The sequence below is a fragment of the Embleya sp. NPDC050154 genome (genome assembly GCF_044460165.1).
Taxonomy (GTDB): Bacteria; Actinomycetota; Actinomycetes; order Streptomycetales; family Streptomycetaceae; genus Embleya.
Genome location: NZ_JBITJP010000024.1, coordinates 65,961 through 81,859 on the forward strand (window position 1 = coordinate 65,961; position 15,899 = coordinate 81,859).

14 protein-coding genes and 1 pseudogene are annotated in these 15,899 nt (G+C 71.9%); 11 read left to right on the plus strand and 4 right to left on the minus strand.

Annotated features, from left to right (window positions below):
- The first annotated feature begins 46 nt into the window (after positions 1-46).
- The 11 genes from ACIBSV_RS38035 to ACIBSV_RS38085 all read left to right on the plus strand — a co-directional run bounded on the left by ACIBSV_RS38035 (position 47) and on the right by ACIBSV_RS38085 (position 13,222).
- Positions 47-1,246: an aromatic ring-hydroxylating dioxygenase subunit alpha gene (locus ACIBSV_RS38035; RefSeq protein WP_395871407.1), complete on the plus strand. Its 1,200-nt coding sequence runs from the start codon at positions 47-49 to the stop codon at positions 1,244-1,246.
- 212 nt (positions 1,247-1,458) lie between these two features.
- Positions 1,459-1,956, plus strand: coding sequence for a VOC family protein (locus ACIBSV_RS38040; RefSeq protein WP_395871409.1), 498 nt, complete (start codon positions 1,459-1,461; stop codon positions 1,954-1,956).
- A complete protein-coding gene (locus ACIBSV_RS38045; protein WP_395871411.1) occupies positions 1,953-2,363 on the plus strand; it encodes a nuclear transport factor 2 family protein in 411 nt (136 codons plus the stop codon). Before ACIBSV_RS38040 ends, ACIBSV_RS38045 begins: the two co-directional genes overlap by 4 nt.
- An 87-nt stretch (positions 2,364-2,450) precedes the next feature.
- Positions 2,451-3,194 carry a class I fructose-bisphosphate aldolase gene (locus ACIBSV_RS38050; protein WP_395871413.1) on the plus strand — a complete coding sequence of 248 codons (744 nt, stop codon included), beginning with the start codon at positions 2,451-2,453 and terminating at the stop codon, positions 3,192-3,194.
- Positions 3,195-3,609: 415 nt separating this feature from the next.
- Positions 3,610-5,478, plus strand: a complete 1,869-nt coding sequence (locus ACIBSV_RS38055) for a 2-oxoacid:acceptor oxidoreductase subunit alpha (RefSeq protein ID WP_395871415.1) — start codon at positions 3,610-3,612, stop codon at positions 5,476-5,478.
- Positions 5,471-6,535 carry a 2-oxoacid:ferredoxin oxidoreductase subunit beta gene (locus tag ACIBSV_RS38060; protein ID WP_395871417.1) on the plus strand — a complete coding sequence of 355 codons (1,065 nt, stop codon included), beginning with the start codon at positions 5,471-5,473 and terminating at the stop codon, positions 6,533-6,535. The genes ACIBSV_RS38055 and ACIBSV_RS38060 overlap by 8 nt, the downstream gene beginning before the upstream one ends.
- Positions 6,532-6,837 carry a ferredoxin gene (gene fdxA, locus ACIBSV_RS38065; RefSeq protein ID WP_395871419.1) on the plus strand — a complete coding sequence of 102 codons (306 nt, stop codon included), beginning with the start codon at positions 6,532-6,534 and terminating at the stop codon, positions 6,835-6,837. The genes ACIBSV_RS38060 and fdxA overlap by 4 nt, the downstream gene beginning before the upstream one ends.
- A 120-nt stretch (positions 6,838-6,957) precedes the next feature.
- Positions 6,958-9,099 (plus strand): hydantoinase/oxoprolinase family protein, encoded by a 2,142-nt coding sequence (locus ACIBSV_RS38070; protein ID WP_395871421.1) that lies wholly within the window; start codon positions 6,958-6,960, stop codon positions 9,097-9,099.
- Entirely contained in the window at positions 9,096-10,817 is a 1,722-nt protein-coding gene (locus ACIBSV_RS38075; RefSeq protein WP_395871423.1) for a hydantoinase B/oxoprolinase family protein, read from the plus strand. The genes ACIBSV_RS38070 and ACIBSV_RS38075 overlap by 4 nt, the downstream gene beginning before the upstream one ends.
- A 225-nt stretch (positions 10,818-11,042) precedes the next feature.
- The gene (locus tag ACIBSV_RS38080) at positions 11,043-12,572 is read left to right on the plus strand and encodes a class I adenylate-forming enzyme family protein (RefSeq protein ID WP_395871425.1); all 1,530 of its coding nucleotides are present in this window, start codon (positions 11,043-11,045) and stop codon (positions 12,570-12,572) included.
- Positions 12,569-13,222 carry an RraA family protein gene (locus ACIBSV_RS38085; RefSeq protein ID WP_395871427.1) on the plus strand — a complete coding sequence of 218 codons (654 nt, stop codon included), beginning with the start codon at positions 12,569-12,571 and terminating at the stop codon, positions 13,220-13,222. The genes ACIBSV_RS38080 and ACIBSV_RS38085 overlap by 4 nt, the downstream gene beginning before the upstream one ends.
- Here the strand turns inward: ACIBSV_RS38085 and ACIBSV_RS38090 are convergent.
- The 4 genes and pseudogenes from ACIBSV_RS38090 to ACIBSV_RS38105 form a co-directional block, all read right to left on the minus strand.
- Positions 13,200-14,009 (minus strand): ROK family protein, encoded by an 810-nt coding sequence (locus ACIBSV_RS38090; RefSeq protein ID WP_395871429.1) that lies wholly within the window; start codon positions 14,007-14,009, stop codon positions 13,200-13,202. The two genes, ACIBSV_RS38085 and ACIBSV_RS38090, sit on opposite strands and share 23 nt — an antisense overlap.
- A gap of 34 nt (positions 14,010-14,043) precedes the next feature.
- Positions 14,044-14,115: pseudogene (locus tag ACIBSV_RS38095) on the minus strand (hypothetical protein); the annotation flags it as partial.
- Positions 14,115-14,351, minus strand: coding sequence for a hypothetical protein (locus ACIBSV_RS38100; protein ID WP_395871431.1), 237 nt, complete (start codon positions 14,349-14,351; stop codon positions 14,115-14,117). The gene ACIBSV_RS38100 and the pseudogene ACIBSV_RS38095, both read right to left, overlap by 1 nt.
- A gap of 330 nt (positions 14,352-14,681) precedes the next feature.
- Positions 14,682-15,770 carry a LuxR C-terminal-related transcriptional regulator gene (locus tag ACIBSV_RS38105; RefSeq protein ID WP_395871433.1) on the minus strand — a complete coding sequence of 363 codons (1,089 nt, stop codon included), beginning with the start codon at positions 15,768-15,770 and terminating at the stop codon, positions 14,682-14,684.
- Positions 15,771-15,899: the final 129 nt, after the last annotated feature.

Consider the following 15,899-nt stretch of genomic DNA (forward strand, 5'->3'; position numbering starts at 1 on the left):
TACCTTCGGTCGTATCGCAAACATCCCAGGTGACGGGGAGGAAGCTGTGCCGACTGACCAGCTTGGGGCTGCGGAACTTGCCCTGGACGAGCGGGTGGCGGAACTTCGCCGGACCGCGGCGGCGCGAGAGGGCGACGGGCTCGTGGTCGCTCCCCTGCCGAGCGAGATGTTGCAGCCGTGGGAGGTCTGGGACCGGGACCTGTTCGACCTGGAGATGATCCGGGTGTTCGCCCGCTCGTGGGTGTGGCTGGGCGACACGGAGGACCTGCGCCGGCCCGGCGACTTCATCACCGGACGGATCGGCAGCCAGTCGGTCCTGGTGGTCAAGCAGCGGGACGGCTCGATCAAGGGCTTCCTGAACAACTGCCGGCACCGTGCCTCGGGCGTCGCGTTCGGCGCGGCGGGCAACTGCGGCAAGGCGTTCGCTTGCCCGTACCACGCCTGGACCTACGGTCTCGACGGCAAGCTGCTGTCGATTCCGGACATGAACCGGATGTACGGTCCGGACTTCCCCGTGCAGCAGTACGGCCTGGTGCCGATCCGGGTGCACGTGGCCTTCGACAAGCTGGTGTTCGCGTGCCTGTCGCACAAGGCGCCGACGTTCGAGGAGTGGATCGCGCCGCTGCTGCCGCGCTACACGGCGTACAAGATCGGCGAGTACCACCGCTACCACCGCGAGTTGGACGAGGAGTACCCGTTCAACTGGAAGGCGTTCGTGGAGAACTCCAACGACGACTACCACGTGCGGTTCGTGCACCGGCGGCTCAACAAGGTGCGCAAGCAGATGGACACCATCGTGCGCTTCGAGGGTCGGACCACCAGCGGGTACAAGCCGCACAGCGACGCGTACGACATGTCGCTCGGGCGCACCGACCTGGGCGAGGAGGACCTGCGCGGGAGCTACGCGGAGTTCATCTATCCCAATCTGACGCCGCTGCCCTACGCGTCCCAGCTCATCATGGTCCGCGCGGACCCGCTCGCGCCGGACCGGACCCGGCTGTTCTCCCGGATCTACGGGCTGACCGACGACATCGGGCTCCAGGAGCGCGAGCTGGTCAACCTGGAGCTGACGAACAAGGAGGATACGGACATGGTGACCGTGCTCATGGAGAACCTGCGTTCGCCGTTCTATCGGGTCGGTCCGCCCAGCGCGTGGGAGGGCCGTGCCCAGCACATGATGCGCCAGATCCGGCAGGACGTGGCCACGCCGCTGGCGGCGGACGAGTTCGACGGGCCGATCGAGTGAGCGGTCGACGGTCTGCCCGGCCGATCGGCCGACGGTCGGTTCACCGATCGACCGCGGTGGGTTTGACCGATCGGCCGCGGTCGGTTTGACCGATCGGCCGACGGACGATTGGCCCATCGACCGAGGTCGATGACATCGACCGACCCTTCGCGTGCGTCTCGCCGCAGAGTGCACCAACCCCGACACACCGGAACGTGAGAGGAGCCACCGCGATGGAACCGACGCTGACCGAGGCCCGCTGGACCCATATCGCGCTGCCGTCGTCCGACCTGGAGGCGGCGATCGAGTTCTACACCTCCTTCACCCCGCTGGTGGTGGTCTCACGGCACAGCGATGCCGCCGGCTCGAACGCGTGGTTGTCCAACCCCAACCAGGTCCAGACCCCGTTCGTGCTGGTCCTGGTCGCCTTCGACAAGGACCGGGGCAACCCGCAGCCGCAACTGACGCCGTTCGCGCACCTGGGCATGGAGGTGGCCGCCCGCGAGGACGTGGACGCCATCGCGGACCGGGCCCGCGCGGCCGGATGCCTGCACTGGGAGCCGATGGACGTGCCGCCGCCGGTGGGCTATATCTGCGCGCTCAAGGACCCGGACGGCAATGTCGTCGAGATCTCGCACAACCAGCGGGTGTTCGCGGAGGTCCGCGAGTTGTGGGGCGACCGGGCGGACCGGGACGATCGGGTGGGCCGGGGCGACCGGGCCGACGCGTGAGCGACCCGGCGCGGACCCGGGAGGCCGTCGAGGCGTATGTCGCGGCGCTCAACTCCGGTGATCCGGAGCAGATCGCGGCGTGTGTGAGCGAGGACTTCCACAACGAGCACACCTCGGCGCTGGGCCGGAGCCTGCGGGGGCGGGCCGCGTACCGCGAGCGACTGCCGGTGTTCCTAGCCGAGTTCGAGGGTCTGCGCTACGCCGTCGAGGACCTGCTCGTGGACGGTGATCGGGCCGCCCTCGCGTACACCATGACCTTTCGCCCGCGCGGTTCGACGACCGGTGAACCGGTGCGGATCCGTGGGGTTTTCCGACTGCGTGTGGTGGCCGACCTGATCGCGCATCGCGTGGACTACTGGGACGGCGCCGAGTTCGAGCGGCAGGTCGCCGGCACCGAGAACCGCTGATCACTGCCGCCAACCATCGACCATCGACCATCGAAGGGAACGATTGTGCACACCTTTTCCGCCACTGGGGCAGGCAAGCTCCGCCGGATGCGCCGGATGTTCGGCGCGGACGGCCGCGCCGTGTTCGTCGCGATAGACCACGCCGCCTACATGGGCGAGGGGCCGCCGCTGGGCGAGCCGATGGCGCAGATCGCGGCCGGCGGGCCGGACGCGGTGCTGGCGACCTGGCATCTGGCCCGGGCCTACGCGGACACGTTCGCCGATTCCGGGCTGGTGTTGCGGATCGACGGCGGCGCCTCGGAGTTGGGCGACTTCGCGCCCGGTGACGTCACCGACATCATGCACCTGCCCGAGCAGGCGCTGAAGCTGGGCGCGGACTGTGTGGTCGTGCTGGCGTTTCCCGGTGCGCCCGACGAACACCTGTCGCTGCAACGGCTGGCCCGGCTCACCTCGGAGTGCGAACAGCTCGGCCTGCCGGTGATGGCCGAGATGATCCCCGGTGGGTGGGGCAAGGCGGTGCCGTGGACCACGGAAAACGTGGCCCGCGCGGCGCGGATCGGCGCGGAACTGGGCGCGGACATCGTCAAGACGGTGTGCCCTGGCCGGCCCGAGGAGTTCGCCGCCGTGGTCGCGGCGTGTCCGGTGCCGGTCGTTGCACTGGGCGGGCCGAAGTCGGACAGCGAGGACGAGGTCGTCGCGCTGGCTCGCGGGGTGGTCGAGGCGGGTGGTGCGGGGGTGGCCTTCGGCCGGAACGTGTGGGGGTCGGCCAAGCCGCAATTGCTGGTGGAGCGGTTGCGCGATGCGGTTCACCGCGAAGCGGTGGGGGGTTGATTTCGGGCTGCGGGCCGGTTTGATCCTCGAACGCGTGTCCTCACGCGCCGGGGGGCTGGATGGATGCCGGGCCGCGTGCATGGCCGGCCTGCGGCCCGCTTGTCCTCAAACGCCGGACGGGCTGAGAAGGTGCCGGACCGGGTGGATGGTGCCGGACCAGGTGGATGGTGCCGGACCCGGTGAACGGGCCGCGCCGCATGCATGGCCGGCCTGCGGCCCGCTTGTCCTCAAACGCCGGACGGGCTGAGAAGGTGCCGGACCGGGTGGATGGTGCCGGACCGGGTTGATGGGTGCAGGGCGGCTTGGTTGTTGGGTGGTGGGGGCGGGCGGGTTGGGTTGGTTGGTCGTCCCGGGTTTTTTCTTTCTTTTGTGCCAGGTGTTGTCTTCGCCATGCCTGTGATCAGGAGTCGCGATCATGTCTCAACAGGTCATATCCGTATCCCGGGTGGTCGTTCGGTTCGCCGGTGACTCCGGCGACGGCATGCAGCTTGCCGGGGATCGGTTCACCGCGCAGACCGCGCTGTTCGGCAACGCCGTGTCCACCTTTCCCGACTTCCCGGCCGAGATCCGTGCCCCGACGGGCACCTTGCACGGCGTCTCCGCCTTCCAGGTGCAGTTCGCCGACCATCGGGTCACCACCCCCGGCGACGCGGCCGACGTGCTGGTCGCGATGAATCCGGCCGCGCTGCGGGTGAACCTGCCCGATCTCCCGCGTGGTGCGCAGATCATCGCGGATGCCGACGAGTTCACCCCGCGCAATCTGGTCAAGGCGGGTTACCCGGCGGGCACGAACCCGCTCATCGACGACTCGTTGGCCGGATACCGGCTGCACGCGGTGCCGTTGACCGGCCTGACCGTCGAGGCGCTGCGCGCGTTCGAACTGCCACGCAAGGACGCCGAGCGGGCGAAGAACATGTTCACTCTGGGCCTGGTGTCGTGGTTGTACCACCGCCCGACCGAGGCCACGGTGGCATTCCTGCGGCAGAAGTTCGCCGCCCGACCGAAACTGGCCGACGCCAACGTCGCGGCGTTCACGGCGGGTTGGAACTTCGGTGAGACCACCGAGTCGTTCGCGGGCGGATACCAGGTCTCGGCCGCTCCGCGAACTCCCGGTCGGCATCGTACGATCACCGGCAACCGCGCCCTCGCCTACGGGCTGATCGCCGCCGCCGACCGGGCCGAACTTCCGTTGTTCCTGGGCTCGTACCCGATCACTCCGGCCTCCGACATCCTGCACGAGCTGAGTCGGCACCGGCACTTCGGGGTGACCACGTTCCAGGCCGAGGACGAGATCGCCGGTGTCGGGGCGGCGCTCGGCGCGGCCTTCGGCGGCGCCCTGGGAGTGACCACCACGTCCGGCCCCGGGCTCGCGCTCAAGGCGGAGACGATCGGACTGGCCGTCTCGCTCGAACTGCCGCTGGTGATCGTCGACGTCCAGCGCGGCGGCCCCTCGACCGGGCTGCCCACCAAGACCGAACAGGCCGACCTGTTCCAGGCGTTGTACGGGCGCAACGGCGAGTCGCCGGTCCCGGTGCTGGCCGCCTCCTCGCCCGGCGACTGCTTCCACGCGGCGGTCGAGGCGGTCCGGATCGCGGTCACCTACCGTACGCCGGTCGTGCTGCTCTCGGACGGCTACCTGGCCAACGGATCCGAGCCGTGGCCAGTCCCGGACTCGGAGGAACTGCCGACGATCGACCCGGCGTTCGCCACCGGGCCGAACGCGGTCGACGCGGCCGGCCGGCCGTGTTTCCAGCCCTATCTGCGCGATCCGCACACCCTGGCACGGCCGTGGGCGGTACCCGGCACGCCGGGTCTGGAGCACCGGGTCGGCGGCCTGGAGAAGGCCGACCGCACCGGCGAGATCTCCTACGACGCGGCCAACCACGAGTACATGGTGCGCACCCGGCGGGCCAAGGTGGACGGGATCACCCGCGATCTGCCGCCGCTCACCGTGGAGGACCCGGACGGGACCGCCGAGGTACTGGTGCTCGGGTGGGGCTCCACGGCCGGGCCGATCGCCGCCGCGTGCGCCGAGGTTCGCGCGGCGGGCGGCTCGGTGGCCCGGACCCACCTGCGCCATCTCGACCCGCTGCCGGCCGACCTCGGCGACCTGCTCGCCCGGTATCGGCGGGTGTTGGTCCCGGAGATGAATCTGGGTCAGCTCGCGCACCTGCTGCGTGCCCGGTACCCGGTCGACGTCGAATCCCTCACCCAGGTGCGCGGCATGCCGTTCAAGGTGGCCGAACTGCGCACCGCGATCGAGAAGGTCGCCGCCGATGTCTGAGTCACCACTCCTGACCAACGCCGGGCCGACGGCTGAACAACCGTTGTCCGCCCGCGACTTCCGCAGCGACCAGGAGGTGCGCTGGTGTCCCGGCTGCGGGGACTACGCGATCCTGGCCGCCGTACAGGGCTTCCTCCCCGAACTCGGGTTGCGCCGGGAGAACATCGTCTTCGTCTCGGGTATCGGCTGCTCCAGCCGCTTCCCGTACTACCTGGACACGTACGGCATGCACTCGATCCACGGCCGTGCCCCGGCGATCGCCACCGGACTGGCCGTCTCCCGAACGGATTTGAGTGTCTGGGTGGTCACCGGTGACGGCGACGCGCTCTCGATCGGCGGCAATCACCTGATCCACGCGCTGCGGCGCAACGTCAACCTGAAGATCCTGCTGTTCAACAACCGGATCTACGGCCTGACCAAGGGTCAGTACTCGCCGACCTCGGAAGCCGGGAAGATCACCAAGTCCACCCCCGCCGGCTCGCTCGACCACCCCTTCAACCCGGTCTCGCTCGCGCTCGGCGCCGAGGCGGGCTTCGTCGCCCGCACCATCGACTCCGATCGCAAGCACCTGACCTCGGTGCTGCGCGCGGCGGCGGCGCACGAGGGCACCGCACTGGTGGAGATCTACCAGAACTGCAACATCTTCAACGACGGCGCGTTCGAGCAGCTCAAAACGCCCGGTATTCGGGACGACTTCCTGCTGCGGCTCGAACACGGCGAGCCGATGCGCTACGGGCCGGACGGCGCCCGCACGGTGGTGCGCGACCCGGGCGGCGGGTTGCGGCCGGGCGGTCCCGAGGACACCGCCGTGACGCACGACGCGCACACCGCCGACCCGGTGCCCGCGTTCGCGCTGTCCCGGTTGCCGGAGGCGGGTGGACCCACCCCGATCGGGGTGTTCCGCAGCGTGCGGCGGCCCGCGTACGACCGCCAGGTGCTCGAACAGGGCCGGCGCGCGCTCGCCGAGCGCGGGCCGGGCAGTGTCGCCGACCTGCTCGGCGGCGGCGACACCTGGACGGTGCCCGAACCGAGATCGGCCGGAGGTGATCCCGCGTGACGTACGTCATCGGCGCGAACTGCGTGGACGTCAAGGACCTTACGTGCGTGGCGGAATGCCCGGTCGACTGCATCTACGAGGGCGACCGCATGCTCTACATCCATCCCGAGCAGTGCGTGGACTGCGGCGCGTGCGAGCCGGTCTGCCCGGTCGAGGCGATCTACCACGTGGACGACCTGCCCGCCGACTGGTTGTGGCACCTGGACGCCGCCGGGGAGGCCACGGCGGGCCGCGAGGACGCCGAACCGGTGTCCGACCCGCCGGCCGTGACCGCGCTGCCGGCCCGGGCGCCGAGCGGATGAACGCCACCGGCTCGGGCGCCGATCGCGTGCGCGGCGGCCGCACGGGCGCCGAACGCGTGGACGCGCCCCGACACACCGAAACAACACTCCGGACACACCGAGAAGAAGAGGAGGCCTGACGTGACCGACTGGCGCCTTGCCGTAGACATCGGTGGCACCTTCACCGACGTGGTCCTGCTGGATGCCGACACCGGCCGCGTGGTGGTCGAGAAGACGCTGACCACCCCGTCCGCCCCGCTCGGCGGGGTCCGCGTGGGCGTGACCTCCGCACTGACCAAGGCCGGCATCACCCCGGCCGACATCACCCGGCCCATCGTGCACGCGACCACGCTGATCACCAACGCCCTGATCGAGGGCAAGACCGGCCGGGCCGCGCTGGTGACCACCTCGGGCTTCGGCGACACGCTGGAGATCCGCAACGAGCACCGCTACGACATGTACGACCTCCAGATCGAGTTCCCGGCCCCGCCCATCCCGCGCGAACTGGTCTTCGAGATCGACGAGCGCACCACCGCGACCGGCGAGGTCCGTACCGCACCCGCCGAGGCCGAACTCGACGCGTTGGCAGCGCGGTTGGCCGCTGACGACGTCGAGGCCGTCGCGGTGTGCCTGCTCAACTCGTATGCCAACGCGGCCAACGAACGCGCGGTGGCCGAGGGATTGGCCAAGCGGCTGTCGGTGCCGGTGTGCGCGTCGCACGAGGTGACCCCGCAGATCCGCGAATACCCGCGCATGGTCACCACCGCGTGCAACGCGGCCACCATGCCGGTGATCGGCCCTTACCTGGCCGAACTTCAGGAGTGGCTGACCGCCGAGGGCTTCGGCGCGTCGGTGCTGATGATGCTCTCCAACGGCGGCGTGGTCTCCGCCGACGACGCCCGCCGGGTACCGATCCGACTGGTCGAGTCCGGTCCGGCCGCAGGTGCCCTGGCCGGCGTCTGGTACGCCCGACGGCTGGGCGAGGAGCGGCTGTTCTGCTTCGACATGGGCGGCACCACCGCCAAGTCCTGTCTGATCGAGGACTACCGGCCGGAGTTGACCAACGCGTTCGAGGTGGCCCGGGTCTACCGGTTCAAGAAGGGCTCGGGCTACCCCTGCTCGATCCCCTCGGTCGACCTGGTCGAGATCGGCGCGGGCGGCGGAAGCCTGGCCCGGGTGGACGAACTGGGTCTGCTCAAGGTCGGCCCGGACTCCGCCGGCGCCGACCCGGGCCCGGTCGGCTACGCCCGGGGCGGCACCATCCCGGCGACCACCGACGCGGACCTGGTGCTCGGCCTGCTCGATCCGCAGTACTTCCTCGGCGGCGAGATGCCGCTCGATCTCCCCGCCGCCCGTACCGCGTTCGCGCCGTTGGCCGAGCGGCTCGGCGCGGGCTCGGACGCGGATCACGTCGCGGTCGGGGTGTACGAGGTGATCAACCAGAACATGGCCGCGTCCGCGCGGATGCACGCGGTGGAGCGCGGCATCGACCTGCGGGGCGTCGCGCTGATCGCGTTCGGCGGCGCCGGACCGGTGCACGCGTGCGGGGTGGCCACGCTCCTGGAGGCACCTCGGGTGATCTTCCCGGTCAACGCGAGCGTGTTGTCCGCGTTCGGCACCCTGGTCAGCCCGGTCCGCATCGACCTGGCCCGGAGCATGGTCCGCACCCTGGACGAGAGCGTGTCCGCCGACCGGGACACGCTGCTCGCGGACATGCGGCAGGAGGCGCGCCGGGTGCTCGCCGCCGCCGGTGCGCAGGCGGGCGACGTGAGCTTCCGCTACGGCCTGGACGCCCGCTACGAGGGCCAGGGCAACGAGATCACCCTGTGGGTCGGCGAGGGCGACGCGTGGCCCACCTCGCTCGCGGACACCGTCGAGCAGTTCCACACCGAGTACCAGAAGATCTACGGCCTGCGGATCCCCGACGTCGGGGTCGAGGTGGTCACCTGGCGGGTCGCCGCGTGGTCGGACGCACCCGGCTTCGAGGTGCCCACGGTGCCGGTCGGGACGGGCAGCCCCACGCCGAACCGGCGTCGCGCGGCCCGCTTCCGGCTCGGTACGCCCGCTGTGGACGTACCGGTCCACCGGCGCGCCGAACTGGGGGCGGGCGATCGTTTCGTCGGACCGGCGCTGGTCGAGGAACGCGAGACCACATCGGTCATCCCGGACGGCTGGTCCTGCGAGGTCGCGCCGGACGGTTCGATCATCGCCACCGCCATCACATCCGCTGCCACCACATCCGCTGCCACCACGACCGCCACGACCGAGGAGGGATCCGCGTGACCCGTACCTTCGACGCGATCGAGCTGGAGGTCCTGTGGGGCTCCCTCGTCGCCACCGTCAACGAGCAGGCCAAGGCCCTCCAGCGGGCCGCGTTCAGCCCGATCGTGCGTGAGGCCGGCGACCTGGCGAACGCGCTGTTCGACCGGCGCGGCCGGATGGTCGCCCAGGCCGTCACCGGTACACCGGGCCACATCAACTCGCTCGCGATCGCGTGTCGCAACATCCTGGACCGGCATCCGGTCGACTCGCTGACCCGCGGCGACGTGCTGGTGACCAACGACCCGTACCAGACCGCCGGTCAACTCCTCGACGTCACCGTCCTGGTGCCAGTCTGGCGCGGCGGGCGGGTGATCGCGTTCTTCGGCTCGACCATCCACCACACCGACGTCGGCGGCTACGGCATCGGCGCGGGTGCCCGGGACGTGTTCGAGGAGGGCCTGTGGATCCCGATCAGCAAGCTCATGGTCGGCGGCGAACGCAACGAGCCGGTCTGGGACTTCGTGCTCGCCAACGTCCGGCAGCCCACTCACATGGCCGGTGACCTGCACGCCCAGATGGCCTCCGGCGAGGTGGGCGCGGCACGGCTGAAGACGCTGCTGGACGCGTACGCGCTGGATGACATCGAGGACCTGGGAGACGAGGTCATCCGCCGCTCCGAGGAGGCCACCCGGCGGGCGATCCGAGCGCTGCCCGGCGGCACGTACGAGGCCGCGTCGATCCTGGACCTCGCGGACGGTTCGGAGATCACCATCAAGGTCGCGGTCACCATCGACCCCGACGCCGGCGAGATCCTGGTCGACTACGCGGGTTCGTCCGGCGCGAGCCCGTTCGGGATCAACGTGGTCAAGAACTACACGCACGCCTACACCACGTTCACCCTGCGCAGCCTGCTCAACCCGGACGTGCCCAACAACGCCGGGTCGCTCGCGCCGATCAAGGTGGAGGCGCCGCTGGGCAGCATCGTCAACGCGGTGTCCCCGTCGCCGTGCACCGCGCGGCACGTGGTCGGCATGTTCCTGCCGATGCCGCTGCTCAACGCGATGTCGCAGGCGCTGCCCGAGGCGGTGATGGCCGAGGGCTCGGCGGCCGTGTGGACGATGCAGGTGAGCGGGCACGACGCGGAGGGCAAGCCGTTCATCACCGCGATGTTCACCTACGCGGGCGGCGTCGGCGCGCGGGCGGGCAAGCCGGGCCTGTCCACCACGTCGTATCCGACCGGGGTTTCCGCGGTACCGCTGGAGGTGGTCGAGGCGTCCGCCCCGATCCGCTTCCTGCGCAAGGAGCTTCGCCGCGGCTCGGGCGGCGCGGGCGCGCAGGAGGGCGGGATGGGCCAGACCATCGAGTTCACCGTCGACTCGCCCTCGCCGTGGGTCCTCAACGCGGTGGCCAGCCGACTCGCCCGCGGCCCGCGCGGAATCTTCGGCGGCGGCGAGGGCGCCACCGGTCGGTTCCTGGTCAACGGCGAACCGGTACGCACCCAGGCTCGGATCACCCTCCAGCCGGGAGACGTGGTGCGACTGGAGCTGCCGGGCGGCGGCGGCTACGGGACCCCGGTCGGGGAGACGGGTGCTGCGGGTGCGGGTGTGGGTGTGGGTGTGGGTGTGGGTGCGAATGTGGGTGTGGGTGTGGGTGTGGGTGTGGGTGTGGGTGTGGGTGTGGGTGCGAATGTGGGTGTGGGTGTGGGTGTGGGTGCGAATGCGGGTGTGAGCGCGGTGTAGGCGCCGGCTCGGGGTGATCGCGGCGCGCGGCTCGGGTCGCGCGCCGCGTGGTGACCGGTCGGCCTGTGGTTGTCGGGTGTGGGTCCGTGGGACGGGCGTTGGTTGGGGCAGGCGGGTGTGGATCCGGGTGAGTGTGGGCGGGGCGGGTATGGGGGTGGACTGCGAGGCTTGGCTGGTGTTGGTTTTCGGTTTTTCGCTTGCTTGGTCGATGTTCTGGAGGTCGCCATGGCGTCCGTTCCGCCCACCTTCGCGGCGCGTTGGTCCGACACGGTGGCGGCCCACCCGTACGCGCCCTTTTTGATCTGGGAAGCGCCCGACGGGGCGGTGACGCGCTGGGATTACGCCGAGTTCGACGCCCTCGTCGCGCGCGTGGCCGGCGGGCTGATCGCCCGGGGTGTCCGGCCCGGCGACCGGGTCGGCATCGCGCTGCGCAACTGCCCGGCGTACGTCGCGCTGTGGCTCGCGCTGGTCCGCCTGGGCGCGGCGATGGTGTGCTCCGACCCCTCCGCGCGAACCCCGGAACTGGCCGCGCACCTGCGCCGGACCGAGGCCCGGCTCGGCTTCTGCGCGCCCGAACGGGCCGCCGACTACCGGGCGGCCGCTGCCGAGACCGGCACGACGGTGGTCGAGGTGACGGAGGACGACACCGACCTGACGCTCCTGCTGGGCCGGCCCCCGAGCGCGGGTACGCCCGCACCCGGCCCGTACGACCTGGCCGGGTTGATGTTCACCTCCGGCACCACGGCCGAGCCCAAGTGCGTGATGGTCACCCAGGCCAACTATGCCTTCACCGGCACCGTGATGGCCGAGGCCGCCGAACTCAAGCCCACAGACCGCCAGTTCGTCGTACTGCCGATGTTCCACGCGAACGCGCAGTACTACTCGTTCGCCGCCGCGATCACCGTCGGCGCGAGCGTCGTACTGCTGCCCGCGTTCTCCGCGAGCCGGTTCGTGGCGCAGGCCGCGCGGCACGAGGTGACCCACGTGAGCCTGTTCGCCGCGCCGATCCGGATGATCCTGGCCCGCACCGGCGCCCGGAACGCGCCGCCCGGGCTGCGGGTGCGGCACTGCTGGTACGCGCAGAACGTCACCGACGACCAGTACGAGCGGTTCGCGGCGCTGCTCGGCGGCTGTCGACCGCGCCAGTTGTACGGGATGACCGAGACGATCCCGGCGGTGCTGAGCAACCCCGCCGGCGCGCCGGTCCCGGGCTCGATGGGTCGGCCCACCCCCGGCTGCGTGGTGGCCGTGCACGACGCGGCCACCGGGGCACCGGTGGCGGACGGCGAAATCGTGGTCGGCGGCGAGCCCGGGGTGAGCCTGTTCGCGGGCTACCTCGACGACCCGGCCGCAACGGCCGCCGCCTTCCGGGACGGCTGGTTCGTCACCGGCGACCGCGCCCGGGTGGACCGGGAGGGCTACTTCCACTTCGCCGGGCGGCGCGGCGATGTGCTCAAGGTCGCCGGGGAGAACGTCTCGGTCGTGGAGATCGAGGCGGTACTCGCCGAGCATCCGGCGGTGTTGGAGGCGGCCGTGGTGGGCGCGCCGGACGAGGTGCGCGACGAGGTGCCGGTCGCGTTCGTGGTTGCGGTGCCCGAGGCCGGCCCGGCCGCGCTCGACGATCTCCCCGACTGGTGCGCCGAGCGGCTCGCCAAGGCAAAGCGCCCGGTGCGCTTCGAGCGGGTGGCCGAGTTGCCGAGGACCTCCGTCGGCAAGATCCGCAAGTTCCTGCTGACCGAGAGGACCACACCGTGACCGGCACATCGTCGCCGCCTGCCACCGCAGCACTCGCCGACCTGCTCCAACTCCGGGGCCGCACGGGCTGGTTGACCCCGCCGCTGCGGCCGTTCCATCGCGGCGACGCGGCGGTTCTGGGTGTGGCCCGCACGGTCCGGATCGCGGCCGGCGCCGGCGCGCACGGCCTCAAACCGCTGCACGCGCTGCTCGCGGAGGACCTGACCGGGCGGGTCGTGGTGATCGCGGGCGCGGACGCGGCTCCCGGTGCGGTGTGGGGCGAGATCCTCTCCGCCGCCGCGCTGGGCCGAGGGGCGGTCGGCGCGCTGGTCGAGGGCAGCGTCCGGGACATACCGGCGGTGGCCCGGCTGGGGTTGCGGCTGTGGGCGCTGGCGGAGGCGACGGCCGGCCCGGGGGGCGCGGTGCACGTCGCGGAGATCGGCGGTCCGATCGAGATCGGCGACACCGCGCTCGCGGACGGCGATCCGATCCTGCTGGACGACGGCGGCGCGGTGGCGCTGCCGGCCGCCGACGCGGACACGTTGCTCGCCGACGCGCTCGCCTACCACCGGGCGGAGGAGGAGGTGCTGGCGGCCCTGACGGCCGGCCTGCGCCTGCCCCGCGCCTACACCCCGAAGGCCGAGGCGATCACCCGCCTCCGGAGCCGCTGACCCGGGCGGTGCTCCCCGACCCGGCAGCACGGCGGGCCGGGCGGTGCCTCCCGCCCCGGCAGCCCGGTCGACTCGGGCCGGGCACGGGCCGGGCGCTCGTGCCGAGGGTGAATTCTCGAACACGACGAATCGGCTCGCCCTTTGTCCGGCGACCCCGATCCACGCGCGATCGCGCGCCCTTTGTCCGCGACCCCGATCCGCGCGCCCGCTCCCCCTGTGTCCGCGACCCCGATCCGCGCGCCCACGCGGCCAATGGCAAGCCGCCATCGCCGCGCGAGGCCGTTTCCGATGGCCGTCGCTCGTCGGCTGTCGGTGCACACCCACCCCGAACGCGCCCCCGCCAACCGCGACTCGCGCCTGCTCGCCCTCGGGGCCGACGCGGCGGGGCGGGCGCGGGCGGGGCGGGCGCGGGCGGGGCGGCCGACAGGTCCCAGGCGAGCGACCCCGCGCCCAGCGAACCCGACTCGTTCGCGAAGCGCGCCGGCAGCAGCGGCATCACCCGGAACGTCAGGCGCCGTTCGAGTTCCGCGCGCCGCGGGCGCGACGACAACTCGCCCGAGCGGGCGATCCCGCCACCGAGGACCACGGCGGAGGGATCGAGCATCGACACGGACGCGGCCAAGGTCTCCGCGAGCCCGTCGACCATCTCGGCCCATGCCCGACCCGCGATCGGGTCGTCGGCGGCGGCGAGGCGGGCCACGCCGTCGGTGTCGACGCCGCGCGTGGGGCGACGGTGAGCTCGCCGTATCGCCGCTCCATGGCGGGCCCGCCGCCACGGTGCCGACACACCCGCGCTGCCCGCACCCGCACCGCCTGCCGCCCGGGCGCAGGACCATGTGCCCCATCTCGCCCGCCTGCCAGTGCGCTCCGACGAACGGGCGACCGCCGATCATCACGGCCGCCCCCACACCGGTGCCGATCGCACGGACAGGAACACGTCGTACCCGACGCCCGCGCCCAACCGCGCCTCCGCGACGCCGCCGGCCCGTTCGTCGTGCCCGAGCGCCACCGGCAGCCCGAGCCGCTCGCGCAGCGGCACGTCGCGCCACTTGTAGGCCGCCGAGAAGGCCGCGACCCCCGCCGCCTCGTCCACCACTCCACACGAGGCGACCCCGACCGCACGCACCACCGCGCCCCACCGGCATCCTCGGCCACGGACTCCGCCGCGTGGTCGAGGATGCCGGCCAGGACCTCTTCGGCCCCCCGCGCGCTCGGGCCGGTGTCGGCCGACGAACTCGTGGGTGTCGTCCCGCTCGATGAGCGCGGACTTGAAGGTGGTGCCTCCGAAATCGAGCCCGACCACGACATCACTGCCGTCGAATGCGCGTATCTGCGCGACCCCTCACTCGCAGGCGCTGGCCGTCGCCGCCGGCGCGCGGCGACCCGCCGTCACGATACAAGCGGCACAGGGGCATTCTTGCCCGCCCACGACCGGGCGTCGCACGGTCGGCTCGCCCCGTCAGGCGCCTCGTTTCGGCAGGGCGGGCCAGTAGTGCTCGGTGAACAGGCGCGCCACCAGCGCGCCTCGGCTGGAGACGGCCGCCTTGGTGAAGACGGTCTTCAGGTGGTCGCGAACCGTGTGCGGGGAGATGAACAGCGTCGCGGCGATCTCGGCGGTGGTCAGCCCGCGTGCGACGAGCTGGGTGATCTGGAGTTCACGTGAGGTCATGCCGTACGCCTCGGCGATCAGGACCGACAGGTCGGCGAGCGTGGCGGTCTCGATGACGAGCGCCACCGGACCGGGGCGGCCCCCGACGCCGGTCAGGCACGAGGCATGGCAGGTCAGCCAGCGGCCTTCCGCGGTCCGGATACGGATGCGCGCGTCGCCGTGCTCGCGGCCGTCGGCGACGGCCCGCGCCTGGAGGGCCGTACCGATCACCCAGATGGGCAGCCGCAGACCCAGCGGTGACGGGAAGGACGGCCCCTCCGGCAGCAGGGCCAGGTGCTGCCGGGCCGCGTCGTTGATCGACGTGGCCTCCCCCGACTCGTCGAACAGGATCAGGCCGGGCCCGGGGGCGTCGGTGGCGCGTACGGACGCGGCCGGCCTGGCGAACCCGCGCAGCCGCTCGGCCATCGGGCGGGACAACTCGGCGAGCACCGCCGTCTCGTCGGGGCGGAAGGCGTCGGCGGTGCGGAACAGGCTCACCAGGCCCCACGGCCGATCCCCGATCCGCAGTACGGCGCGCAGTTCGTCGTGTACACCCCCCTTGGCCAACAGCCGTCGGAAACGGGTGCTACGGCCGGGCAGGTCTCCGGTGGCCGCGCGCAACGCGGCGGCCGGTACCGACGCGCGGGCAAGGTCGCGGAACGGCAGGACGTTCTCCTCCAGGAGCTCGCTCTCCCAGTACGCGGCGCAGCCCTCACCCGAACCGAGGTCTTCCACCAGCATCGGCGCGGTGATCAGACCGGTCTCGGGGTCGGCGGCGGTCCACACGGCACAGTCGAACGGCACCCGCCGCCGCAGCCCGGCCGAGGTCATCCGGAACAACTCGACAGCGTCGACCGCCCGTTCGCCGAACGACGGCACCGGTCGGCGTGGCTCGCTCATGGGTATCCCTCCGCGGGTCAGCCTGCCCGCCGGCCCTCCCCGGCGTAAACCCCCCGTTCGAGGGGGTTGTTCCGGGCCGATCACCCGTCCGTGCGGGATGGGACCGGCGGACAGCTCCCGCCAAGGTCG

What these genes read in the sequence shown, in the direction of transcription:
- ACIBSV_RS38040 (WP_395871409.1), top strand. Translation starts at nt 1,459, where the DNA reads ATGGAACCGACGCTGACCGAGGCCCGCTGGACCCATATCGCGCTGCCG.
- ACIBSV_RS38050 (WP_395871413.1), top strand. Translation starts at nt 2,451, where the DNA reads ATGCGCCGGATGTTCGGCGCGGACGGCCGCGCCGTGTTCGTCGCGATA.
- ACIBSV_RS38055 (WP_395871415.1), top strand. Translation starts at nt 3,610, where the DNA reads ATGTCTCAACAGGTCATATCCGTATCCCGGGTGGTCGTTCGGTTCGCC.
- ACIBSV_RS38060 (WP_395871417.1), top strand. Translation starts at nt 5,471, where the DNA reads ATGTCTGAGTCACCACTCCTGACCAACGCCGGGCCGACGGCTGAACAA.
- ACIBSV_RS38080 (WP_395871425.1), top strand. Translation starts at nt 11,043, where the DNA reads ATGGCGTCCGTTCCGCCCACCTTCGCGGCGCGTTGGTCCGACACGGTG.
- ACIBSV_RS38105 (WP_395871433.1), bottom strand. Translation starts at nt 15,770, where the DNA reads ATGAGCGAGCCACGCCGACCGGTGCCGTCGTTCGGCGAACGGGCGGTC.